The organism is Staphylococcus caledonicus, assembly GCF_016238465.1.
In the GTDB taxonomy this organism is placed as follows: Bacteria; Bacillota; Bacilli; order Staphylococcales; family Staphylococcaceae; genus Staphylococcus; species Staphylococcus caledonicus.
Genome location: NZ_JABTXV010000002.1, coordinates 90,480 through 113,444 on the forward strand (window position 1 = coordinate 90,480; position 22,965 = coordinate 113,444).

Below are 22,965 nucleotides of genomic sequence, written 5' to 3' on the forward strand. Positions count from 1 at the left end.
TTTGGAACCGATGAACGGTACTTAAAAGTAAGGTTTTGGCCTATCTCTACTTAATGTCCCGACCTCTTTCTTTTTATAAAAGAAGGGTGTTAAAAATGAGTCAAATTGAATTTAAAGAGGTCAATAAGATTTATTCTAACGGGCACGTGGGGTTAAAAAATATAAACTTAAATATCGAAAAGGGGGACTTCGCGGTCATTGTAGGGTTATCTGGTGCAGGTAAATCTACATTATTAAGAGCTGTGAATCGTTTGCATGACGTGACATCAGGTAACATTACTATCGAAGGTAAATCAATTACTAAAGCGTCAGGTAAAGAATTATTACTTATGCGACGCAATATCGGTATGATTTCTCAACAATTTAATTTAGTGAAACGCTCTTCAGTTCTACGCAATGTCTTAAGTGGTCGTGTCGGCTATCACCCCACTTGGAAAATGGTGTTAGGCCTATTTCCAAAAGAAGATAAAATCAAAGCAATGCATGCATTAGATCGAGTAAATATCCTAGATAAATGTAATCAACGTTCAGATGAATTATCAGGTGGACAACAACAACGTATTTCTATTGCGCGCGCTTTAGCCCAAGAGCCTTCGATTATTCTTGCCGATGAGCCAGTAGCATCATTAGATCCTTTAACAACGAAACAAGTTATGGACGATTTGAAAAGAATTAACGAAGAGTTAGGGATTACAATTTTAATCAACTTACACTTTGTCGATTTAGCGCTAGAGTATGGAACTCGTATCATAGGTTTACGTGATGGCGAGTTAGTTTATGATGGACCTGCAAGCGAAGCAACAGAAGAAATATTTAATGACATTTACGGCCGTGCGCTTAAAGAAGATGAAAAGCTAGGGGTGGACTAATATGACAACACCTACAACAAGTAAATACGATCAATATTTAAATAAGAAATTATCTCTTAAAACAAGTTTCTCTATTCTAATAGTGATGGTTCTAGTGGTATGGAGCTTTTTATACACTGGTTTTAGCTTTAGCGATTTACTGGTGGGACTTCCTCAAATTGGTAATTTCTTTGTACAAATGGTACCACCTGACTGGTCTTACATACACGCCATTATGCAACCAATGTTAGATACCATTCGCATGGCGATTGTAGGAACATTTCTAGGGGCGATTGCGTCTATTCCTATATCTTTAATTTGTGCGAGTAATATCATCAAAACGAAATGGATAACGATTCCTGCACGTTTTATTTTAAATATTTTACGAACAATTCCTGATTTATTGTTAGCCTCAGTTTTCGTAGCCGTTTTCGGTATTGGTCAAGTGCCTGGGGTGTTAGCGTTATTTATTTTATCAATATGTATCATAGCTAAATTATTTTATGAATCACTAGAAACAATTGATCCAGGACCTATGGAAGCTATGACTGCCGTAGGAGCTAATAAAGTAAAGTGGATTATGTTTGGTGTTATCCCACAAACTGTTTCAATATTCTTATCTTACGTATTATTCTCTTTCGAAATTAATATTCGTGCTTCTGCAGTATTAGGACTCGTAGGAGCGGGCGGCATTGGTCTGTTTTATGATTCAACACTGGGCTTATTCCTATATGCTAAAACAGCGATGATTATTTTATTCACACTTGTCATTGTAGTCATTATTGACTACGTGAGTTCGAAAGTGAGGGAACAATTGGTATGACACAAGATAAGTATGATTTAGAACAAAAATATCTTTTGAAAACGAAAAGTAATAAGCGAAAACTCATTAAGAACTGGACTATTGCATTTGTGGTTATCATTATTATCGCTTGGGGATTTGCAGGCATACCTTTATTACATTTAAAATCTCAATCTATCGACATATTAAAGTCTATTTTCTATGGGCTATTCCATCCGGATTTTGGTTATGTGTATATTCCAGAAGGAGAGGACTTATTACGTGGATTGTTAGAAACGTTTGCTATTGCAGTCATCGGTACATTTATTGCAGCAATTATCTGCATTCCATTCGCATTCTTAGGGGCACGTAATTTAGTTAAAGTACGTCCAGTAAGTGGAACAACAAAATTTTTGCTAAGTGTTATTCGAGTTTTTCCAGAAATAATCATGGCACTTATCTTTATTAAAGCAGTAGGTCCAGGGTCATTCTCTGGGGTATTAGCCTTAGGTATTCACTCAGTGGGTATGCTAGGTAAATTATTTGTAGAGGAAATTGAAAGTCTAGACTTCACTGCAGTAGAATCATTAAAAGCAAGTGGTGCCAATAAGATCAAAACTTTGGTATTTGCGGTTATTCCTCAAATACTGCCATCATTTTTATCGCTTATTTTATATCGCTTTGAATTAAATCTTCGTTCAGCTTCGATTTTAGGTCTGATTGGCGCTGGGGGAATCGGTACACCATTAATCTTTGCACTACAAACACGTTCTTGGGACCGTGTCGGTATTATTTTAATTGGCTTAGTTATTATGGTGGCTATCGTAGATTTAATTTCAGGTGCACTTCGTAAACGCATTGTTTAATATTTTTAGACGAGAGGTAGGGCTCCATTAATCAGCTTTTAGAGTATAAGCTATTGATGCCTTACCTCTCGTTTATATTATAATCCTACTTTACTCTTCATCTAATTTACTTACATCTACTTTGGTAACATTGCCATTTTCATCTAATAGTGGTGTGATTCCGCCACCTGTACTTATCCAAGTTGATAAGTATTGAATACCTGTCTTTTTATCCGTTAAAATATAGCATCTTGTAGAACCATTTCCTCCAACTTTTTCAACTAAAAATCTGTTGTATTCTTTTTCTTTATTGCCAAACATAAGAACCCTCCTTATTAGATATTTATCATCAAACCCTTGAAAGTAAACTTATTAGCGTATATATTTTCCGGGAAATTATGGCTAGTAATAAAACGAATCCGAAGATACTACTATTTAGCAAATAGTTAAATTGCGTAACAATATTAATTTTATTATGAAAATATATTGCATTTAAGTTTTTTGGATATAGAATTATATGTGTGAATGATATCTTTTTCGATTTACAAATAAAACTAGGAGGCCAATATGAAAAGGTTATTTTTTATATGCATTATGTTTTTATTTTTATTAGTGGGTTGTTCTCTCGGGGAGAATAATCAAGATTCCGATGAAAATTCAGAGAAAAATAGTAAAGCCAAAGCGACAGATAAGATGAAGTCTTTTAAAATGGGACAAGTTGTTGAAGCAGATGGTGTTGATATTAAAGTTGTAAAAGCAGAATTCATTAATAGTTACGATGAATTTAATGCACCAGAAAATGGTAAAGCGTTAAGAGTCTATATGAAATTTAAAAATAATAATGATGATCAAGTATTAGTAGATAATACTGATTTTGGAATGAAAGTGAATAATGAGAACTATGAAGAGTGGTATGGCAGTGATGATATGCATGAAGGATTTAGTCATCAATTGAATCAAAATAATACAGCTTCAGGTTACATAACTTATGACGTTCCAGATAGTGATAACTATACTTTAGAATTAGATGCGATACCAAATTTTAATAAAGTAAGAGCAAAATGGGTTATTAATAAATCTGACATTAGCAATTCAGATGACAATAATAATACTTCAGGGAATAGCTCAGCTAGCGAGGAGAATACATCAACAAACGACTCTGACGATTCAACAACAGACGACAACTCAACAGATACTGAAGAAGATGAAGGTATAACATACCCAGCTTCTATGTATAATGACTTGGTTGATGAATATAATTCTCTTACTGATGGTGAAAAGATGAATCATGTGTCAAAAGATGTGTTAGAAATCGAATATGACCAATTAGAAGCACGTGTAGAAGCATTGTATGAAAAAGAAGAAGAAAAGTACGAAAAACAAGCTGCTAAAGAAGAAGCGGAAGCCGAACAAGAAGAAGCAGAATATGAGAGACAACAGGCAAAAGAAGATGCAGAGTTTGAAAAAGAACAAGCTGAGGAAGAAGCAGAGTACGAAAGACAACAAGCCGAAGAAGAAGCAGAAGCTGAACAAGAAGAAAAAGCTGCAGAAGAAGCCGAAAGTGCAGAATCATCTTCAGATGAAGAAGACACTAATTCAGAAGATAACGCTGCATAAAAATAATACATCACTTTATTTCTTTTATGTATAATTTAGAGAAAAGGAGTGATATCGATGGAAACAGTTTATATTGCAGGGGGATGCTTATGGGGTGCTCAAGCATTTATTAAGACATTGCCTGGCATAATTTCAACTGAAGCAGGGCGTGCGAATGGAACTACAAGTCAACTAGATGGCGACTATGATGGTTATGCAGAATGTGTAAAAACTGTATTTGACCCACAACGTATCACTATTACCGACCTAATGAATTATCTTTTCGAAATAATAGACCCTTATAGTGTGAATAAACAAGGTGTCGACGAAGGTCCTAAATATCGCACAGGCATTTATAGTGAAGACGATAAGCATCTCCAAGAAGCAAAGGACTTTATTAACAATCGAGAAGATAAAGAACGCATTGCGGTCGAGGTCTTACCATTAAACAATTATGTTAAAAGTGCCGAAGAACATCAAGACAGATTAGATAAATCGCCAGAAGACATCAGTTATTGCCATATTCGTCCGGATATACTAACTAAATATGTATAAAATAAAATTATAATTTATGTTATGGAAAGCATGCATAATCAGAGTAATTAAGGCAATACTATAGAATAGGTAAAACGTACGGTATCACACGACAAAAGCTAATGAAATACATAGAAAGAAGCGATAAATATGACTATTCTATTAACAGGCGCGACTGGCCACCTAGGCTCTCATATTACTGAACACGCCATAAAAGAAGGGCTACCCGATTTTCATATAGGGATACGTAACCCTGATAAAGTTCCGGCACATTGGAAGGATTATGTCGAGGTTCGTGAATTAGATTATTTTAACGAAGAAAGTATGGTACACGCATTTAACGGAATCGACACAGTAGTGTTTATTCCAAGTATCATACATCCATCATTTAAACGACTTCCAGAAGTTGAAAACTTAGTAAGTGCAGCACAAAAAGCTAATGTTTCGCATATTATGTTTATTGGGTATTACGCCGATCAACATAATAATCCATTCCATATGAGTCCTTACTTTGGTTATGCAGAACGATTGCTAGCCTCAAGTCAGCTCAACTATACGTATGTACGAATGGCAATGTATATGGACCCACTTAAACCATATTTGTCAGAACTTGCTGAGATGCAGAAGTTGATTTATCCAGTAGGTGACGGGCGCATTAATTATATTTCAAGAAATGATATTGCAAGAGGAATTGTTGCGTTATTACAACAGCCTGAAAAGTTTGGCCAAAGATATCTATTGTCTGGCTATAGTTATTCCATGACAGAGTTAGCAGCTATTTTATCTGAAGTAACAGGTACAGAAATTCAATATAGTCCCGTTTCTTTGGAAAAATTCTCAGAAATGTATGATGAGCCAAAAGGGTTTGGTCCATTATTAGCATCAATGTACGAGGCAGGGGCTAGAGGTTTACTTGATCAACATTCAGATGACTTTGAACAACTTGTTCATGACAAGCCACAAACTTTTCCAGAATTCTTAAAAAATCAATAATAAGGCATGAAAAAAGAGGTTGGAACATTTTAATAAATGCCCAACCTCTCTTTTTAAATTAATTATTTATTATCACAATCAAAAGTATCAGCGAAACTTAACGCAGCTAAGCCTAATAAGTCTAACGCATGTTGTGCGCCTTCTTTACCATGACCAGCTTCGAAATGTTTGTAAGCAGCAACGCCTAAAACACCGAAAGTAGCGATTGAACCTAAACGTGATAAGTTTTTATTTAAGAAACTAACTGCATAGAAAGCAGCGGCAGCAGCTTCTAATGAGCCAGCTAATTTAACTGAGTTTTCCGGTAAACCAAATACATTTGTGAAAGTTTCTTTCATTTCTTGGTCACCTTTAAGTTTTGGTTTTGAAGCAGTGTATAATTCTTTAGCAAGTTTTAAGTTTGCAGCATAACGTAAAATCATAATTTAAAAATCTCCTTTTTATTTGTTTTCAAAATATTTATCAACAATAGGTTTAACGCGTTCGCCAAATAGACGAATTGACTTCATTACATAGTCATGAGGCATAGAGCCTACAGGTGTATGAATCATGAAGCGGTTAAGGCCTAATGTTTCTACCGTCTCAATAATCTTTTGGGCAACCGTTTCAGGACTGCCAAGGTAGATTGCACCATTACTTCCTATTTCTCTCTCGAACATATTTTCATCAAATTCAGGCCAACCACGTTCGCGACCTAAAATGTCATGATGTGCTTTTAAAGAAGGGAAGTACTCTTTCTTAGCTTGTTCATCTGTTTCAGCTACGTAACCCCAAGAATGTACAGAGACTGGCAACTCATCAGGATTATGGCCATATGATTCTGCCACAGATTTATAAATTTCAATATTACGTGTAAATCGTCTAGGATTACCGCCAATAATCGCATACGTAATTGGTAATCCAAAGGCACCAGCTCTTAATGAAGATTCAGGTGTGCCACCAGTTGCAATTGAAATAGGTAATTTACCGTGTTCTACACGTGGATAAATTCCAGTCGCTTCGAAACTTGGTCTCAATTTACCATCCCAACTGACTACTTCATGTTCATTAATGCGTAAGAGTAATTGTAACTTTTCATTAAACAAATCTTCGTAGTCATCTAAATTATAACCGAATAATGGAAAAGATTCGATGAATGACCCTCGACCAATCATTATTTCAGCACGTCCATTAGATACCGCATCTAATGTTGAGAAACGTTGATAGACACGCACAGGATCATCAGACGACAAGACTGTTACTGCTGAAGATAACTTAATATTGGTAGTACGGCCAGCCGCCGCAGCTAATACAGTGACAGGGTCTGAAACTGCGTAATCCTCTCGATGATGCTCACCTAATCCATAAATGTCTAATCCTAATTGGTCAGCCAATTCAATTTCTTCAACAATATCGCGAATTCTCTGAGCATTGGATACTGCTTCTTGTTTTCCGTCGGGCATATAGATATTTCCGTTATCCGCAAATGAAGTCAATCCTAATTCTATTTTCAACACGCCACCTCCTATTGGTATAAATTTTATACTTGAATTGTATGCCTATTTTAAAGGTTAGTCAATAGAAATGTTTCGAATTAGAGATATTTATTTTTGAAAAGGCTCAACCCCGTTATTTCGCATAAAGTGAAACCTTCGTAAAGGGCGTTATCTTAAACAATTTGGAAGCATGAATATTAAGAGTTAACGCAAATATATGAACTTTAAAAGTATTTTGTAAATTTTAAACAGTCTTTAGAAAAGTAAAATATCATGGCATAATATAAATGTTGTGAAAAACTTTATGAAAGGGTAATAACAATGTCTATTCAAAAACCAATGAATTATAATAAAATAACAACGATATTCTTTATCGCTGGAATTATTGTTATGAGTAGTTTATATACAGCCATTCCATTAACTGCGGAATTCGCCAAAGACTTCAAGATTCCACCATCTGTTGCTACGCTAAACGGCGTCGCCTTCTCGATTACCTACTCAGTAAGTTGTTTATTCTATGGCACTATATCCGAAAAGTTCGGTCGTATTCGTACGATACTATTTGGCATTAGCGGACTAATTATTATTTGTTTAGTGATAGGGTTTATTCATTCGTTTACGCTACTAGTCATTCTACGTGCAATTCAAGGCGTCTTTGCAGCAGCCTTTTCACCAATATCAATCACTTATGTGACGGAAACATATTCACCAGTAAAACGTATGACGGCGATTAGCTTTATTAGTACGAGTTTTATGTTATCGGGGATTATCGGTCAGAATTTAAGTGAAATTATTGTTAGTTTCTCAAATTGGCACGTGGTCTACTTTACGCTTACTATTCTTTATATCTTGCTAGCATTCGTTATTTATAAAAACATCCCAGAAAGTCCTGTTAAAAATCCACAAATTAAACTATTACGTTTCTTTAATAACTTCAGTGATTTTAGAACGAATAAAGCGGTATTGCTTTGTTACGGGGTATCACTAACATTACTTACAATGTTTATTAGTATGTATACCGTATTTAATAATTATGTCACTTCAGACATTATTGGAGGCAATGAGACGACTGCAATCAATGCTAAATTATTTGGCATTATCGGTATGTTGTTATCACTTATTGCAGGTCGAATTAGTGATCGTATCGGAGTAAAAAATATTATTTTAGGTGCATTAATTGTAAGTACAGTTTCTCTTATTTTAATGTCTATAACGACGAATATTATTTTACTTATTGTATGGAGTGTAACGTTTGTAGGCGGGATTGCCTTTGCTATACCTTCGACAATTTCTAAAGTAGGTCTTACTGTAAATGGCAACCAAGGCTTCTTCTTATCTGTAAATACATTTATTCTATTTTTAGGTACGGCTATTGCGCCAATTTTAAGTATTGAGCTAAATCGTATTAAAAGCTTTACAGTACAATTTAATGTCATTGCAGTAATCGGCATTATTGCTATTGTCATTGCTTTATTCTTACCACGTAAAAAGAATGAAATAAGATAAAGGTAGGAGTGAAAATTTGAAAGTAATTACTTGAAGATGTTTATCAATACTTCGTATTGAATGTCTCGCTTTCCGAGGAGGATGGGTCGAGCCTCGGTCTCGACGCTCATCCTATTTCCTCAGGAGTCTCGACATTAATACTCCGTAAATAAATATAATCTTATATAGATAACTAGTTAAAAAATAAGAGTAGATAGAGAGGGGATAATCACTGTATTATTTACCTTATAAATATGAAGACTTTGGTTAGGGTAAAGGATTAATGAGGTGATATTAATGGATCAGAAGATGATAATCGCTAATATCATAAACATTATATTATTGGTCATGTTAATCATTTATAATATGACTAATTTATCCACATGGGTTTTAGCTATTATCGCTATTTTGATGGTAATTAATAGTGGTTATATGGTTTATAAGTCTATCCCATCTAAAGAAAATAAACGATAACGTATAATTTAAAAAGCATTCTCACTAATGGTTGGTGAGAATGCTTTTAGTTATTAGGGGAGGTTAATGATGATTCTAAAATATCATTTAATGTTTCGAAAACTTCTTCTACGCTATAGTTGTAATCATTTTCCACCCAGCGTCTTAACACTTCTATAACGCCACTACTATAAAAATCGGCAATAATTTCAGGATGCTTACTGTTTTGAATTTTTATAGCTAGCGGGTCATTTTGTTTTCTAGTATCATTCAAAATCATTTCCCGACTGACGTTTGTTAAAGTACGAAATACATCGACTTGTCGAGAAGATACTAATAAGTGTTTGAATATCTTTTTATTTTGTCCTATGTAATAAATAAGTTCCTGAAACGACTCAGGTGTAGTAATACCCTCGGAGTCATTTTCAGTAATAGTAATTTTTTGAGTGATAAAGTTGGTTAAAGAATAAAGCAAATCGTACTTATCCTGGAAATAGCGATAAAATGTACTTCGATTAATTTCTGCTACTTCACATATTTTTTGAACAGTAATTTCGTCAAAATGATAGTCGTATAATAACTTAAATACTGTTTCATGAATATGTTTAATCATACGTTTTTGATTCGCTGTCGGCATAATCTGATTCTCCTATACAATTTTATATTAGATCGCCTGACTTAATAAGAGTAATTTATCACATTAATTCGTACATTTCCAAAAATAAACATTACTCTATCATATTTGCTTATAATTCCAATTGAATTAAATCTTTGTAGGTTGAAAAATTTTTATAAAAAAAAGTGAGAGTTTAAAAAGTAATTTGTGGTTGAGGCACGTTTATATATGTGAAAGGAAATTAAAATAAGTTTGAAAATACACTAAAGGAGAGTGTTGAAAATAATTAACACAGAATATAAAAAAGAGGCCAAGACATTAATGATTAAATGTCTTAACCTCTTATCATGCTATTTTATCAAGCATGCCCCTTAAAAAATTTCTCCCGATTGTTTGATATCAAAACTTATTTAGTATTGATATCTTCTAGCCATTCATCCACTTTGTTGTCATTATTATCTACATAATCTTTTGCAACTTGTTCTGGATTTTCGTTGTCGACAAAGATTTTCTTAGCTAATTTTTCTTCGTCTTTCTTACTCCAATCATCAGCAATACGAGTAGCAATAGTATATGCAGCTGGATGTTGTTCTTTGAAGTCACTGTTAAATACTAAATCAATATGTTGATCATTATTACCATAAATATTATCTGGGTCTTTCAACATTTTAGCGTCTAACTCTTTAGTAAACCAACTTGGTTCCATAGCAGTAAAGACGATAGGTTGTTGTTGTTTATAAGCTTTTTGGATTTTTTTGAACTGATCTTGGTCAGAACTTTCTTTCAAGCTATATTTATCTAAATTATCGCTATCAAGTTCATCTTTTGTTGATTTCATAACGCCATTTCTAGCGTCTGTCCCTTGAATTGTCCAATCTACAGATTCACCAAAGTCTTTATTTTTTAAATCGCTAATTGAATCAATATCTTGTTCATATTTTGGTACAGCTAAACCAACTCTAACGTTATCTACTAAATGTTTATCGTCATAAACTTTTAAGTTACTTTTGAATTGGTTGTAGTAACTTTTGTCAGTAGTAGGGAAGATACCTGATGCATGGAATGAATCTTTACTTTCTGAAACTGAAGCATATAATGGGCCACTGGCAGTTACAGGTGTTGTTGTTACATCATATCCAACATCTTTTAATACTTCCGCAATTACTAAAGAGCGTGGTGTAGAGTTGTCAGTTGCGATATATGGAATTTCGATTTCTTTACTACCAAGTGACGTCTTACTTTCGTCAGATGAGCCACTACCGCTACCACTATTACCACATGCACTTAGCACAATGGCTAAGGCAAGTGTGGCTAGTAGTCCTAGAAACTTCGAACTACGTCGTTTAAACATAACGTATTTCCTCCTTTTTAGAATTAATCTCTGCGTTCGTCATCGTGACGATTTGTATTAGACTGTCGGTTATATCTATCGTAAATACCTTTATTGTTTTCACGAGCGTATAACATTAATGCTTTAAATAATACATCTTGATCAGTATCATTATCTGTTAAATCTTTATATAAATCTGTTGTTTTATCGAAACTAGAATTGTAATTATCTTCGTGTTGATGGTTTCTATCGTCTTGGCGATCGTAACCTTCATGACGACAATCCTCTTGATAATAACGTTCATGGTTATCATGTTGGTTATTATAGTGGTTATAGTCATTAGGATAATAACTATTGCCGTTTTGAGTATACAATGTTTCATAATCGACATCATCGCGTGGTGTCATTGGTTGTCCATAAGATGGGCGAGCATGATATTGTTCGTTGTTATAAGGACGACGTGCTGAATCATTATAACGGTAATTATCATCGCGGCGTTGTTGATATTGTGCATCTCTGTCACGTTGACTAGCTTCGCGACGGTCGTAGTCACGACGGTCGTCGTAGCGTCTATTTGGTTGAGCTTGGTCGCTATCTAAGCGTACGGAACGGTTGTAATCTTCATTGTTGTAATGTTCAGGACGTTGATTGTTGTCACGATAGTTATCGTGAGGGTATGTGCCTGCTGCATATCCTGCATTGTAGTAGTTGTTGTCTGGGTGTTGGTTTTGTCTATTGTCATAGTATCTGTCGCTACGTCTGTCATCTTGATAGCTAGCGCTGTGTTGATCTGGGCTAGTGAATTCTCTGTAACGTGCATCTTCATGACCTTTTCTAGAAGCAGAAGAATCGTGATTATCTTCTTCTAGGGCTTGACCTTCAACGTCAACGTTTGGTAATACTGCGCCTAACCATTTAGGTAGGTACCATGATGCTTTACCGAATAGTTTAGTTAGGGCTGGGATTAATGTCATACGTACAACGAATGCGTCGAATAGTACGCCGAATCCGAGTGCGATACCCATTGATTTAATTGCGCTGTCATCTTGGAAGACGAAGGCAATGAATACGCTGAACATGATAAGTGCTGCTGCGACGATGACTGGGCCACTTTCTTTGATACCAACTCTAATTGAGTGGTCGTTGTCGCCTGTTTTACTGTATTCTTCGTGTACACGAGTCATTAAGAATAGTTCGTAGTCGATCGCAAGTCCGAACAGCAATCCGATAGTAATTACTGGTAGGAAGGCGAGTAATGGGCCTGTGTTACTGATACCGAATAGACCACTTAAGAAACCATGTTGCATGACAAGTGTTGTGAATCCTAATGTTGCCATTAATGATAGGATGAATCCGAGTACGGCTTTTAATGGTACTAAGATTGAACGGAAGACTACCATTAATAATATGAATGCTAATACAACGATTACGCCAGCGAATACTGGGATTGCGTTGTTAAGTTTTTCTGACATATCAATGTTGATTACACTTTGACCAGAAATTTCTGAGTCGAAATTATATTTTTCTTGAGCTTGGCTGTGGTAATCACGTAAGTCATATACTAAGTTTTCAGTTGATTGAGCGTTTGGTCCTTTGTCAGGAATGATTGTAAATAATGCGTAGTTGTTATTATCGTTTAGACGTGCTTTTGACACTGTGTCAACGTTGTCTAAATCTTCTAAGTCACTGCGCATATTACTTAAGTCACGATTGATATCGTCTTTACTACCGCCATCTTTCGTGTTAACTAACATTACAATTTGTCCGTTGTAACCTTCGCCAAAGTTATCTGAGATTAAGTTATATGCTTTATGTGCTGATGAATCGACTGGTTTCAAGCTATCATCAGGGATACCTAAACGCATACTGCTTACCGGAATAGCTGCTAGGATTAAGATAAGCAAGCTGACGATAACTGCGATAATTGGTTTACCAACAATGAATTTTGCCCAAGGATGATCTTTAGGATCTTTACTTTTTGTTGGTTTGTCTTTAATTTTAATACTTTTATGGAAGATGCTAATCAATGCAGGTAATAAAGTTAATGCTGCTAATACAGCGAATAATACACTGATTGCTGAGGCAAATCCCATAACTGCTAAGAAGTCGATACCTACTAATGATAATCCGCAAACGGCAATCATTACGGTAAGGCCGGCAAAGATAACGGCACTACCAGCAGTTCCTACAGCTGTCGCAATTGCTTCAATTGTATCGACGCCTTTTTTCTTAAGTTCTTTATATCTAAATAGAATAAAGAGGGAGTAGTCGATACCTACGGCTAATCCAATCATCACGGCTAAAGTTAATGTGAAGTTTGGAATATCAAAGATATAAGTTAGTAATGCGATGATACCAACACTTGAGCCTAGGCCGATGATGGCACTAATAATTGGCATACCTGCCGCAATAAGTGAGCCGAACGTAATAAGTAAGATAACGAATGCTACTACAATACCAACGATTTCTGAAACGCCACCAGGTTCAGCATTCATTGCGCCACCTTGTGTTTTTTCAATCTGTACGTTGTGGTTATCTTTTACATCTTTTAATTCTTTATCAATTGTTTGTTCAGATGAGTCTTTCAAGCCTGTTTGAGGGACGACATAGCTAATGTTTGCGATGGCTGTATCGCCTTCATCATTTACTTGTCCACTATCATAAGGACTTGAGATGTTTTGGATATAATCATCTTTTTGTTTGATGTTATCTAATGCATCTTCAATATCTTTCTTAGTATCGTCTTTTGTAAGTCCATCTTCTCTATTGGAGTGGAAGACGAGTTTCATCGAGGCTTTTTCACTATCCTGATGGAATTCTTTACTGATTTTATCGTTCGTGTCTAATGATTTAAGACCATTCATTGTAATGTCACTATCAAACTTAGGCGCACTAATCATTAACGGGGTAATAATCACACCTAGAATGACAAGCCATCCAATGACACTAAGCCATTTGTTCTTAGCTATAAATTTTCCTAATTTGTATAATAGCTTTGCCAAGACATTTCCTCCTATTTATTAAATTTTGAACGCCTAACATATGGATGTAGTGTTGATGAGATGTGAGCAGATAATATATAAATCCAACTACGAAAAGATAAGCGTATTTTAATGTTACATTTGCTAATGTAACAAGTTATACCCTTGTTTGGTACCATTAAAAGTTTTATGACGTTGGAAAATGCGACACTTTAAGAGTTTTGTTGGATTTAAAAAGAAGATTTGAGAAGAATTTACAAAAAAACAGGTAAGTTACTAAAGACTTTACCTGAAAATAAATATGTATGTGGTTAGTTGACGAAATAACCTATAAGTAATATAGCACCGACTAAGACGAGAATAACGCCGGGAATATAGATCTTTTCTCTGAGGTCAATATCATCATGTTGATAGGCAACGAATCTACTAGTACCAATCAAAATCAAGCCAATCAATAATAAAATGATTGCTAGAACGAGCATCAACATAGCCTCCTTAATCAATAGTTGCATAATTGTTAAATTATTTCGTATGTATGAGCTTTCATACCTATTATATTATCTACCTAACTATTTTTATAGAGTTATATTAATATATTGTAAAATTGTTATATTTTTATCGATGATTTATTAATTAACTTTATAGAATATTAATATTTTATAAAGTTAATTTAAAAATTAAACTTACAGGTTGCTTATAAGGAAGATTTAGAAAGAGTTTAATGATAATAAAAGGGATATTGCGGTAGTTTGATGAAATTGAAAAGCGAGGAGATTGAGAAATGAATAACTTGTATCCGTGACTCAATTTCGTCGCTATATGAAATGAAATTAATAATACGTATGTGTATCAATCAGGGTGATAAAGTCCTCAATGATAGGTGTTAGATGTCTGTCGTTACGATATAATAATGATATATGACCGGCTGATGGCGCATAAGGTAGCGCCTTAGCAATAATATTTGGATGATGATATAACACGCTAGCGCTCACTAAAGTTAAATAATTTGAATCTTTAATCGTTGTTAAAATACTACTAATACTATTTGATTCCATGTGAACATCTAAATTAACAAAGTTATTTTTCCGCCATTCATCGATACTTTCTCGAGTAGAGCCACTATTATGTATGATAAAGCGATAGTCTTGTAGATCGTCTAAAGAGATTTTGTCTTGTTGGGCTAATGGATGACGTTTGTCCATTGCGAGTACTAAAGGATTTTCTTGTAACCTTTTAGTCTGAATTTCATTTTCATTAAATCCCTTTTCAGAAATAATAGCGATATCTATCTTTCTGTTTTTAACTTTCTCTATAATTATAGGCGCAGTCTCAACGGTTAAGTCAATATCGATATTTGGATGTTCATGCATGTAGTTTTTGAAGGCTGAGGGCAGGATGCTATATATCGGCGCATGAGAAGCACCGATTCTTAGAGTGCCACGTTTAGATTGTTTAAACTCTTCCATCATATCTGTCGTTTCTTCCATAAGGTTCAAAACCTTGTTGGTATTATGGTATAACAGTTCCCCAGCTTCTGTGAGATTAAAATGTTTGCCCTTTTTAAAATATAAGGACAATCCAAATTCTTTGTTTAAGTTTTTAAGATGAAACGTTACGGTAGGTTGCGTAATGCCGAGTTTATCGGCAACTGCGTTTTCGTTTTGTATTTCTACAAAGTGTTTAAAAATAAGCATTTGCTTTGTATTCATAAATTGATTCCCCAAAAATTAAATTTGTCTATACTATCTTTATCATAAATAGAAAAGGTTAAGGAGACGTTAATATTTTGTTTAGAGTTAGTTAATGAGTGTTTTTTTACATAAGAGGTAAGTGATAACTAAAAGTTAGGAGAGAGTGAAATGAAGGACAGGCTACTAGTGGTTTCTGATATTCATGGTCATCGGAAAGCACTTATCACGCTTTTGAAAAAGGCGAAATATAATGCTAGAAAAGATCAACTGATATTAGTAGGAGATTACGTGAATAATGGGCCTGATTCATTTGGAACGTTAAAACTGGTAAAGAGATTAAAACGTAAAGGCGCACTAGCTTTAGCTGGTAACCATGAGATGCGTTGGCTAGAAAGTAAAGATAAGAAGGTTAAACGTTGGCATACATTTTTAAGAGAACTATCTACTGTAGAAGTTATAGGCGATTATATTTTTGCGCATGCTGGGATAGATACGAGTAAACCTTTAAGTAAACAAATTAAAGAATATACTACTGGCCATTATAACCATGAATTGAATACTAATGTGCCTAAAAATAAGCTTTTAATACATGGCCATGTGCCAAACTATCGTCTTGGTTTAAAAATTGATGAATTATATAGGAAGAAAAACATCTTAGATATCGACACAGGTGCAGGGCATGACAAATATTTATCACTTATAGACTTAACAAATCAATATCAATATTCGGTAAATGTAACAGATATTAAAAAAGTAAATTGTAAACGTCTAAAACTATAAGTATTAGCATGTTCTCAAGTGGCGTATAGGTTCTTAATTTTCAAAGATAAAGCGTATAAGTTTTACAATAAATGTTATATAATGTAGGGAAATATTAATCAAAAAGGGTGACATGATTGAAAGATAATACGCGAATGTCTAAATTAAACTTATACGTCAAAGCGTCATGTTCAGCGGTATTATTAAGTGGATCACTAGTAGGTTATGGATTTACAAAAGATGCTTTTGCGCAAACGAAAGAAAACAATACCGATGTTTCGGAACATGTAACATCTGTTCAACGTGAATTAGATAAAGCGATGGCTAAGGCAAAAGTAGAAATTAACCGACTACATAATTTAAATGCTACTGAACTGCGCAGTTATCAAGAGGATATTGAAGATGCACAAAGTCAGGATGAAATTAAGCACATCATCACAGATGCTAAAGAAGAAGACCGTTTATCTACTCAAGAAATGAGAGATCATAGCGTCGAACATTCATCTAACAATAAGAATGCAGACTTGAATAATGACCAAGCAACTTCTACCAAATTAGATGAAATGATAAAAGATTTGAATGCTTTTTCTGAAAAGGTTGATACCCATCAACAAAATAATGCCACAACATCTGAAGAAGATTCGAACGATACGGCTGAGATTTCAAAAGAACAACCAACTACTGAGGCTAGTGAAGCTTCTCGCTTGAATAAGGATGATGCAACTTCTGTGTTAGACGAATTAGATAATCTAAAAGACGAAGTTGACCAGGGTAAGCAAAACACAGCTACATCTACCACTGAAGAAAAAGCAAGTTCTGAACTAGAAACTTCTATTAAAGATAAAGTAGAAGAAGCGGATAGCCACCATTCTACTGAAAGTATGTTGAATAGCTTGGACAAAGCTAATAAATCAACTCAATCTCAACAAAAAGAGACAAGTGCTATTCAACATAAAGACCCTCTTCAAGATAAATTAACGGCACCTGAAAAAATCGACCAGGCAATTACTGAAATTGAAGACAAATCTAATGAAGCAACGCAACGTTATACTGACCGTAAACTTGAACAATTAAGACACTTGCGTCAACACGTGAATGATAACCAAGACTTATCTTCAACACAGAAACATCATATTGAACAAGATATCACGACTGTCCGTAATAACGTAAAAAGTAATCGCGAGGCTATTCTTGATCGCTTAAATCATACTTCAAATAAGCAAGCCACTGTGGCAGATATAGTTGGGGACATTTTCAGTAAAAATGAAGCGCAACACATCTTAAAAGATATGAATACTAAAGGTATGTCTGATAAACAAATCACTGACCAACTGATGCAACGGTTAGACGGACTGACAACTACCACAGGTGACGACATCTTAACATCAATGTTTGACCAGACAACGGATAAAGAAAAGCTTTTAAAAACATTATTGTCTACGAGATTAGGTAATGGCGAAGCAACAACTATCGCGCAACGTTTAGCTAATGAAAATTTATCAACTTCTGAGCTGGTCAATCGCTTAAAAGATGAATATAAAACGCATGCCTCAATGACGTCAGATGATATTTTAAAAGATGTATTAGAACATTCATCTAATCCTAAACAAACGATAGAAACTTTATTAGCAACTAAATTAAATCAAGCCAAAGCACATGCGCTTGCTGATATTATTATGCAAGCACAAACTGGAAAAGCAGACATGTTAGCGTTAGTGAAAAACACATTAAATGGTAAAGCGAATGATTTACTAGGTCTTCAACAACGCTTAGGCCAAGCTAAAAATAACTTAGATTATATTTTAGCGCCAATCACACAACGCCCGTCATTGATGGACTGTATCTCAGGTAATTCACACCAATCAACCACTTTACCTCAAGGTTCAGATTTATTAAGCAATCTTACTGGAGGTAGTCTACTAGGCAGTCTAAATTCAGGGGATAGTTTATTAGATAATATTCCGGATATTCCAGATCCTGTACAGGGGCTGTCACTTGGAAACTTAGATAGTGATGGTGGTCTGTTGAGTGGACTATTTGATGACGATGGTAATCTTTCATTACCAGCTACAGGTGAACTAGTTAAGAAATCAGCGTTACCTATTGCCACAATTCTAGTATTGATTGGTAGTACATTTATTTGGATAGGACATCGCAAACGCCGTCATCATTCAAATAATTAAATAATACAATTAAGAAGTAGATAATTATCGAGTATGCATCACTCAATTATCTACTTTTTTCTTATTGAAAAGAGTGCTTGTAATCAGGTAACCGATTACATAAAGAACGCAAAATAAGAAGTGAAATTTCTCTCAATGATTCTTAAATTTATGTGAAAAGTTTATAATTTCCTTCAGAATATTTATACTTTATTTTGTATTGATATTGAATGTAAACCACATTAGACATACACTAGTAATGATAAATAAAATAGTAGCAAATGTTAGCTATAAACAACTACCCAGAATTTATGCATTTTAAATGCGTGATATATTTTCAAAAATAGAAAAAGGAGATGAAATATATGGCATATTCTGAAGAAATTTCTAACACAGCTGTGACAGGTCGTAAAAAACGATTCAATTTTAAAATGCCTGGTGCGTTTACAATTTTATTCATTTTGACCATCGTTGCTGTCATTGCTACATGGTTAATTCCTGCCGGAGCGTATTCAAAGTTATCATATGATTCAGGGGCACAAGAATTTAAAATTGTGGATGCGCATCAACATTCAAAAACTGTACCTGGGACGCAAGAACAATTAGATAAATTAGGTGTTAAAATCGATGTCGACCAATTTAAGTCAGGTGCGATTAATAAAACTATTTCTATCCCAGATACATATGAGCGTTTAGAACAAAATCCAGCTGGACCTGATCAAATTACATCAAGTATGGTGAACGGTACGATTGAAGCGGTCGATGTCATGGTTTTCATTTTAGTACTTGGTGGTTTGATTGGTGTAGTACAAACGAGTGGTTCATTTGAATCTGGACTACTAGCACTAACTAAAAAGACAAAAGGTCATGAATTTTTACTAGTCTTTCTAGTATCAGTCTTAATGGTGTTAGGGGGTACGCTTTGCGGTATTGAAGAAGAAGCCGTCGCATTCTATCCCGTACTGGTGCCTATCTTCATTGCGATGGGCTATGATTCAATTATTTGTGTAGGTTCTATCTTCCTTGCAAGTTCGGTCGGTAGTACATTTTCAACAGTCAATCCTTTCTCAGTAGTTATTGCTTCTAATGCAGCAGGGACAACGTTTGTTGATGGATTGTATTGGAGAATTGCAGGGTTAGTCATCGCAACTATCTTCACTGTGGGATATCTATATTGGTATGCTAAACGTATTAAAAAAGACTCAAATGCATCTTATACAATTGAAGATAAAGATAAATTTGAAAATCAATGGTCTGTTATTAATAATAATGGCGAAGAAAGTCCATTTACCTTACAGAAAAAAATTATTTTACTTCTATTCGTCTTACCATTTCCAATTATGGTGTGGGGCGTTATGACTCAAGGCTGGTGGTTCCCAGTCATGGCTTCAATGTTCTTAGCCTTCACAATCGTCATTATGTTGATTGTCGCATTAGGTAAGAATGGTATTGGTGAAAAAGCAGTAGTAGATGCCTTCGTAAATGGGGCTTCAAGCTTAGTAGGGGTATCACTTATCATTGGTTTAGCGCGTGGAATTAATATGATTATGAACGATGGACTTATTTCAGATACCATCTTGAACTTCTCATCATCACTCGTACAAGGTGTAAGTGGTCCAATCTTTATTATCATCTTATTAATTATCTTCTTCTTCCTAGGCTTTATTATTCCGTCATCATCAGGTTTGGCTGTACTATCAATGCCAATCTTTGCGCCACTTGCTGATACGGTAGGTATTCCAAGATTCGTTATTGTAACGGCTTATCAATTCGGTCAATATGCGATGCTATTCTTAGCTCCAACTGGCTTAATTATGGCGACGTTACAAATGTTGGATATGAAATATTCACATTGGTTGAAATTCGTATGGCCTATCGTCGTCTTCGTGCTCGTCTTTGGTGGCGGTATGTTAATCACGCAAGTTTTAATTTATTCATAAACAAACTAAGATTCTCTCTTAGTAAGATTAACTATAGTTGAAAATGAGTTTTAGTACCTATGTATCTCAAATAGTTACTTCTATAAGAAAAGCCTGCAACATTTGCGAAAAATGTTGCAGGCTTATTTTCATGTATATTATTTAGGTTCAATATAATGTAATTCTTGAGCTGTTTCTGAGTCAATTGAGCGGTAAGACACGATGCCTAGACCTTTGACGTTGGATTCGGAGATAATGATTGAACCGTCATCATTTACCTTTTCAACAAAAGCAACATGACCGTACATTTCATGGGCACCGGCTTGTCCTGCTTCGAAGACTACAGCGGTATGTGCTTTCGGTGTCTGAGTCACGTTATAACCATCATCTTCAGCGCGATTATCCCAGTTATGCGCATCGCCCCAACCACGACCGACGTGTTTGCCAAACTGTTGTGTACGTTCATAAACATACCACGTGCATTGACCTTGTGGATATGGTGATGAACTATCCGTGATACTAAATGGCTTAAAGTCGCCACCTGACACGTCTGTACCGTTCAAAGTCGCCTTAGCATAACGATTTAAATTAGGCATTTTCTTCTTATCAAATGCAGTTAAATCATAGTGCTTAATCAATTGGTTTAACTTCGTTGCATAGCGAGGGTCTGTCGCGTATGTACGACTCAACTGACGTGTAGCCGCTTGATAGGTTGCAGCCTCACTCTTCCAAGTCGGCTTGTAAATCGTTGGATTGCCATCAATACCATGTTTAATCAACTCGGTGTAATCTTCTAATGAGGCTTTAAGGTTAGGATATTTTCGAAAATGAGCACTAATACTGAACATAGAATGATCCTGACCGGCTTCAAGTGTATTAAAATTCACAGCTTGTCCTTGATAACTACCTTTAATACCAAATAAATTATAATTTGGCGCTTGTGCTAATGCACTATTGCCAGAACTCGATTCTAAAATAGCTTGAGCTATCATAACAGAAGCATAAATATCTTTCTTCTGACCTAAATCATGTGCATCTTTAGCAATTGATTTAATGAACTCGCGTGTATCCTTATTCTCAACAACCGCGATATCGTCGTCGCTTACGTTATTACCATCAAGGCGTGGTAAGGTTTGGAACAGGCTTGTTGAACGTGTGTTGCTTTGTTTAATGTCTTGTTCAAAGGATTGCGCTGGTTCACTTTTGTGTTCAAGTTCTTTTTTAGTTGGCAATTGAGGATTCGTTGTTGATGACGCTTGATTGTCCGTATCCTTAGCTTTGTGCTCGTTCCCTTTATCTTGAGTTGATGACCCATTGTCTTGCGCCTTTTCATAATCTTGATGTGTTTCAGTCGCATCTTCACTATATTTATCAAGAATTGAATCTATGGCTGCATCTGACAAACTATCACTTTTAGCATGAGAACTTGAGTTAGCATCGCTATCTTCTGTTGAAGCCTCATTGCTTTCAGAAGAAGAGCGTTCATGTGATGCCTGGTTGTCAGTATCTGTATTATTGGTGTCTTTATCCTCAGTAGTCTCGGATGCTAAATCATCAATAGCATCTAAGGCTTCGCTTACACTCGCGTCATCGCTACTAGTATTAGAGTTTGACGCTTTATTTTCTTGTTTAGAAACAGTTGAGTCTTCTGTTGTAGCTGGTTCGCTACTTGGCGCCTCAGCTGTGTCGTCTTTGTTGAGTATACTATCTTGAGTAGAACGTTCATCATTGTCATTAGTGTTGGATGCTTCATTTTCAGAAGAAGTGGCTGGTTGTTCATAATCTGAAATATCGCTATCGAAATTGAATAAAGATGCGATTAAATTGGTAAGACTGAAACCATCTTCATACTGATTAGGATCTAAAAATTTAGATACCGGTTCCCCGTTGAAATCGCTAATATCGAAGACAGGGGATAAAGGAGTATGATACGTGCTCTGTTGATGTGACGTCTCTTTCTTGTCTTTAGCCGGCGCTTGATGTTTCTCAGATGAGCGTGGCGTCTCTTTCTTGTCTTTAGCCGGCGCTTGATGTTTCTCAGATGAGCGTGGCGTAGCTTTCTTAGTAGATGTTGCCTCATCATCTTGAGTTTCGGTACTTTGAGTATCTTCTTTAGATTTTTCATTTGAATTAGCATCACTGTGTTCGTGATTGTCAGTAGATTTCACTGTCTCATCTGTCTTAGCTTCAGATGTTTCACGCTCCTGTTTAGTAGGCGCGTCAGATGTTGTTTCTTCGTTTGAGTTCTCTTTTGCTTGCGCGATATTTATTGAAAATGGTGGCAACACCAGGGTAGTTGTTAAAAAATAAAGCATTAATTTGTGCTTGGACATTGATAATATAATCCTCCTAACCAATGTAATGTGGTGGTATGCGAACAGTTAATAATTTGGTATAATGCTTATTGTAATTTATATAGTTGATACATATCAACTAATGGTTATTTTACTTAATAAAAATATTATACTAACTCTACAAAGTAAAAAACAATGCCAAA

The 22,965-nt window shown here is 35.2% G+C and carries 20 protein-coding genes; 11 read left to right on the plus strand and 9 right to left on the minus strand.

Going from position 1 to position 22,965, the window contains the following annotated elements; all coding sequences use genetic code 11:
• Window positions 1–95: 95 nt before the first annotated feature.
• The 3 genes from phnC to phnE (HS848_RS07155) are packed head-to-tail and all read left to right on the plus strand — an operon-like array spanning window position 96 to window position 2,495.
• Complete coding sequence (gene phnC, locus HS848_RS07145; protein ID WP_198611777.1) at window positions 96–869, plus strand: phosphonate ABC transporter ATP-binding protein; 774 nt, start codon at window positions 96–98, stop codon at window positions 867–869.
• Window position 870: 1 nt separating this feature from the next.
• Complete coding sequence (gene phnE, locus HS848_RS07150; protein ID WP_198611778.1) at window positions 871–1,671, plus strand: phosphonate ABC transporter, permease protein PhnE; 801 nt, start codon at window positions 871–873, stop codon at window positions 1,669–1,671.
• The gene (phnE, locus tag HS848_RS07155; RefSeq protein WP_198611779.1) at window positions 1,668–2,495 is read left to right on the plus strand and encodes a phosphonate ABC transporter, permease protein PhnE; all 828 of its coding nucleotides are present in this window, start codon (window positions 1,668–1,670) and stop codon (window positions 2,493–2,495) included. Before phnE (HS848_RS07150) ends, phnE (HS848_RS07155) begins: the two co-directional genes overlap by 4 nt.
• 90 nt (window positions 2,496–2,585) lie before the next feature.
• Here the strand turns inward: phnE (HS848_RS07155) and HS848_RS07160 are convergent, their stop codons facing one another.
• The gene (locus tag HS848_RS07160; protein WP_198611780.1) at window positions 2,586–2,795 is read right to left on the minus strand and encodes a DUF6440 family protein; all 210 of its coding nucleotides are present in this window, start codon (window positions 2,793–2,795) and stop codon (window positions 2,586–2,588) included.
• A 246-nt stretch (window positions 2,796–3,041) separates the two neighbouring features.
• Between HS848_RS07160 and HS848_RS07165 the strand changes: the two genes are divergently transcribed.
• The 3 genes from HS848_RS07165 (at window position 3,042) to HS848_RS07175 (ending at window position 5,597) form a co-directional block, all read left to right on the plus strand.
• Window positions 3,042–4,091 (plus strand): DUF4352 domain-containing protein, encoded by a 1,050-nt coding sequence (locus HS848_RS07165; protein ID WP_198611781.1) that lies wholly within the window; start codon window positions 3,042–3,044, stop codon window positions 4,089–4,091.
• Between the two features lie 57 nt (window positions 4,092–4,148).
• On the plus strand, window positions 4,149–4,625 hold the full coding sequence (locus tag HS848_RS07170; protein WP_107507287.1) for a peptide-methionine (S)-S-oxide reductase: 477 nt from the start codon (window positions 4,149–4,151) through the stop codon (window positions 4,623–4,625).
• A gap of 129 nt (window positions 4,626–4,754) precedes the next feature.
• Window positions 4,755–5,597 carry an SDR family oxidoreductase gene (locus HS848_RS07175; protein WP_198611782.1) on the plus strand — a complete coding sequence of 281 codons (843 nt, stop codon included), beginning with the start codon at window positions 4,755–4,757 and terminating at the stop codon, window positions 5,595–5,597.
• Between the two features lie 62 nt (window positions 5,598–5,659).
• On the opposite strand, the gene HS848_RS07180 is transcribed toward HS848_RS07175, so the two are convergent.
• Both HS848_RS07180 and HS848_RS07185 read right to left on the minus strand, forming a co-directional pair.
• The gene (locus tag HS848_RS07180; protein ID WP_198611783.1) at window positions 5,660–6,019 is read right to left on the minus strand and encodes a DoxX family protein; all 360 of its coding nucleotides are present in this window, start codon (window positions 6,017–6,019) and stop codon (window positions 5,660–5,662) included.
• 18 nt (window positions 6,020–6,037) lie between these two features.
• Entirely contained in the window at window positions 6,038–7,090 is a 1,053-nt protein-coding gene (locus tag HS848_RS07185; protein WP_198611784.1) for an LLM class flavin-dependent oxidoreductase, read from the minus strand.
• Between the two features lie 309 nt (window positions 7,091–7,399).
• Here HS848_RS07185 and HS848_RS07190 point away from each other — a divergent pair, with 309 nt between their 5' ends.
• The gene (locus HS848_RS07190; protein ID WP_198612166.1) at window positions 7,400–8,578 is read left to right on the plus strand and encodes an MFS transporter; all 1,179 of its coding nucleotides are present in this window, start codon (window positions 7,400–7,402) and stop codon (window positions 8,576–8,578) included.
• A gap of 276 nt (window positions 8,579–8,854) precedes the next feature.
• Entirely contained in the window at window positions 8,855–9,031 is a 177-nt protein-coding gene (locus HS848_RS07195; RefSeq protein WP_198611785.1) for a hypothetical protein, read from the plus strand.
• 46 nt (window positions 9,032–9,077) lie between these two features.
• On the opposite strand, the gene HS848_RS07200 is transcribed toward HS848_RS07195, so the two are convergent.
• The 5 genes from HS848_RS07200 to HS848_RS07220 all read right to left on the minus strand — a co-directional run bounded on the left by HS848_RS07200 (window position 9,078) and on the right by HS848_RS07220 (window position 15,646).
• Window positions 9,078–9,647 (minus strand): TetR/AcrR family transcriptional regulator, encoded by a 570-nt coding sequence (locus tag HS848_RS07200; RefSeq protein WP_198611786.1) that lies wholly within the window; start codon window positions 9,645–9,647, stop codon window positions 9,078–9,080.
• 385 nt (window positions 9,648–10,032) lie between these two features.
• On the minus strand, window positions 10,033–10,977 hold the full coding sequence (locus tag HS848_RS07205) for a glycine betaine ABC transporter substrate-binding protein (protein WP_198611787.1): 945 nt from the start codon (window positions 10,975–10,977) through the stop codon (window positions 10,033–10,035).
• A 23-nt stretch (window positions 10,978–11,000) separates the two neighbouring features.
• Entirely contained in the window at window positions 11,001–13,958 is a 2,958-nt protein-coding gene (locus HS848_RS07210; RefSeq protein ID WP_198611788.1) for an MMPL family transporter, read from the minus strand.
• A gap of 290 nt (window positions 13,959–14,248) precedes the next feature.
• Window positions 14,249–14,419 (minus strand): hypothetical protein, encoded by a 171-nt coding sequence (locus HS848_RS07215; protein WP_198611789.1) that lies wholly within the window; start codon window positions 14,417–14,419, stop codon window positions 14,249–14,251.
• 348 nt (window positions 14,420–14,767) lie between these two features.
• Window positions 14,768–15,646, minus strand: coding sequence for a LysR family transcriptional regulator (locus HS848_RS07220; RefSeq protein ID WP_198611790.1), 879 nt, complete (start codon window positions 15,644–15,646; stop codon window positions 14,768–14,770).
• 150 nt (window positions 15,647–15,796) lie between these two features.
• Between HS848_RS07220 and HS848_RS07225 the strand changes: the two genes are divergently transcribed.
• The 3 genes from HS848_RS07225 to HS848_RS07235 all read left to right on the plus strand — a co-directional run bounded on the left by HS848_RS07225 (window position 15,797) and on the right by HS848_RS07235 (window position 20,489).
• Complete coding sequence (locus HS848_RS07225; protein WP_198611791.1) at window positions 15,797–16,408, plus strand: metallophosphoesterase; 612 nt, start codon at window positions 15,797–15,799, stop codon at window positions 16,406–16,408.
• A 116-nt stretch (window positions 16,409–16,524) separates the two neighbouring features.
• On the plus strand, window positions 16,525–18,570 hold the full coding sequence (locus HS848_RS07230) for a hypothetical protein (RefSeq protein ID WP_332871287.1): 2,046 nt from the start codon (window positions 16,525–16,527) through the stop codon (window positions 18,568–18,570).
• Window positions 18,571–18,914: 344 nt separating this feature from the next.
• Complete coding sequence (locus tag HS848_RS07235; RefSeq protein WP_198611792.1) at window positions 18,915–20,489, plus strand: YfcC family protein; 1,575 nt, start codon at window positions 18,915–18,917, stop codon at window positions 20,487–20,489.
• 137 nt (window positions 20,490–20,626) lie between these two features.
• On the opposite strand, the gene HS848_RS07240 is transcribed toward HS848_RS07235, so the two are convergent.
• Window positions 20,627–22,801 carry an amidase domain-containing protein gene (locus HS848_RS07240; RefSeq protein ID WP_198611793.1) on the minus strand — a complete coding sequence of 725 codons (2,175 nt, stop codon included), beginning with the start codon at window positions 22,799–22,801 and terminating at the stop codon, window positions 20,627–20,629.
• Window positions 22,802–22,965 lie beyond the last annotated feature (164 nt).

Bases quoted from the DNA above. Each gene is read 5' to 3' on its own strand.
- phnC (WP_198611777.1), top strand. From the start codon at position 96: ATGAGTCAAATTGAATTTAAAGAGGTCAATAAGATTTATTCTAACGGG.
- phnE (WP_198611778.1), top strand. From the start codon at position 871: ATGACAACACCTACAACAAGTAAATACGATCAATATTTAAATAAGAAA.
- phnE (WP_198611779.1), top strand. From the start codon at position 1,668: ATGACACAAGATAAGTATGATTTAGAACAAAAATATCTTTTGAAAACG.
- HS848_RS07160 (WP_198611780.1), bottom strand. From the start codon at position 2,795: ATGTTTGGCAATAAAGAAAAAGAATACAACAGATTTTTAGTTGAAAAA.
- HS848_RS07165 (WP_198611781.1), top strand. From the start codon at position 3,042: ATGAAAAGGTTATTTTTTATATGCATTATGTTTTTATTTTTATTAGTG.
- HS848_RS07170 (WP_107507287.1), top strand. From the start codon at position 4,149: ATGGAAACAGTTTATATTGCAGGGGGATGCTTATGGGGTGCTCAAGCA.
- HS848_RS07175 (WP_198611782.1), top strand. From the start codon at position 4,755: ATGACTATTCTATTAACAGGCGCGACTGGCCACCTAGGCTCTCATATT.
- HS848_RS07180 (WP_198611783.1), bottom strand. From the start codon at position 6,019: ATGATTTTACGTTATGCTGCAAACTTAAAACTTGCTAAAGAATTATAC.
- HS848_RS07195 (WP_198611785.1), top strand. From the start codon at position 8,855: ATGGATCAGAAGATGATAATCGCTAATATCATAAACATTATATTATTG.
- HS848_RS07200 (WP_198611786.1), bottom strand. From the start codon at position 9,647: ATGCCGACAGCGAATCAAAAACGTATGATTAAACATATTCATGAAACA.
- HS848_RS07205 (WP_198611787.1), bottom strand. From the start codon at position 10,977: ATGTTTAAACGACGTAGTTCGAAGTTTCTAGGACTACTAGCCACACTT.
- HS848_RS07215 (WP_198611789.1), bottom strand. From the start codon at position 14,419: ATGCTCGTTCTAGCAATCATTTTATTATTGATTGGCTTGATTTTGATT.
- HS848_RS07220 (WP_198611790.1), bottom strand. From the start codon at position 15,646: ATGAATACAAAGCAAATGCTTATTTTTAAACACTTTGTAGAAATACAA.
- HS848_RS07225 (WP_198611791.1), top strand. From the start codon at position 15,797: ATGAAGGACAGGCTACTAGTGGTTTCTGATATTCATGGTCATCGGAAA.
- HS848_RS07235 (WP_198611792.1), top strand. From the start codon at position 18,915: ATGGCATATTCTGAAGAAATTTCTAACACAGCTGTGACAGGTCGTAAA.
- HS848_RS07240 (WP_198611793.1), bottom strand. From the start codon at position 22,801: ATGTCCAAGCACAAATTAATGCTTTATTTTTTAACAACTACCCTGGTG.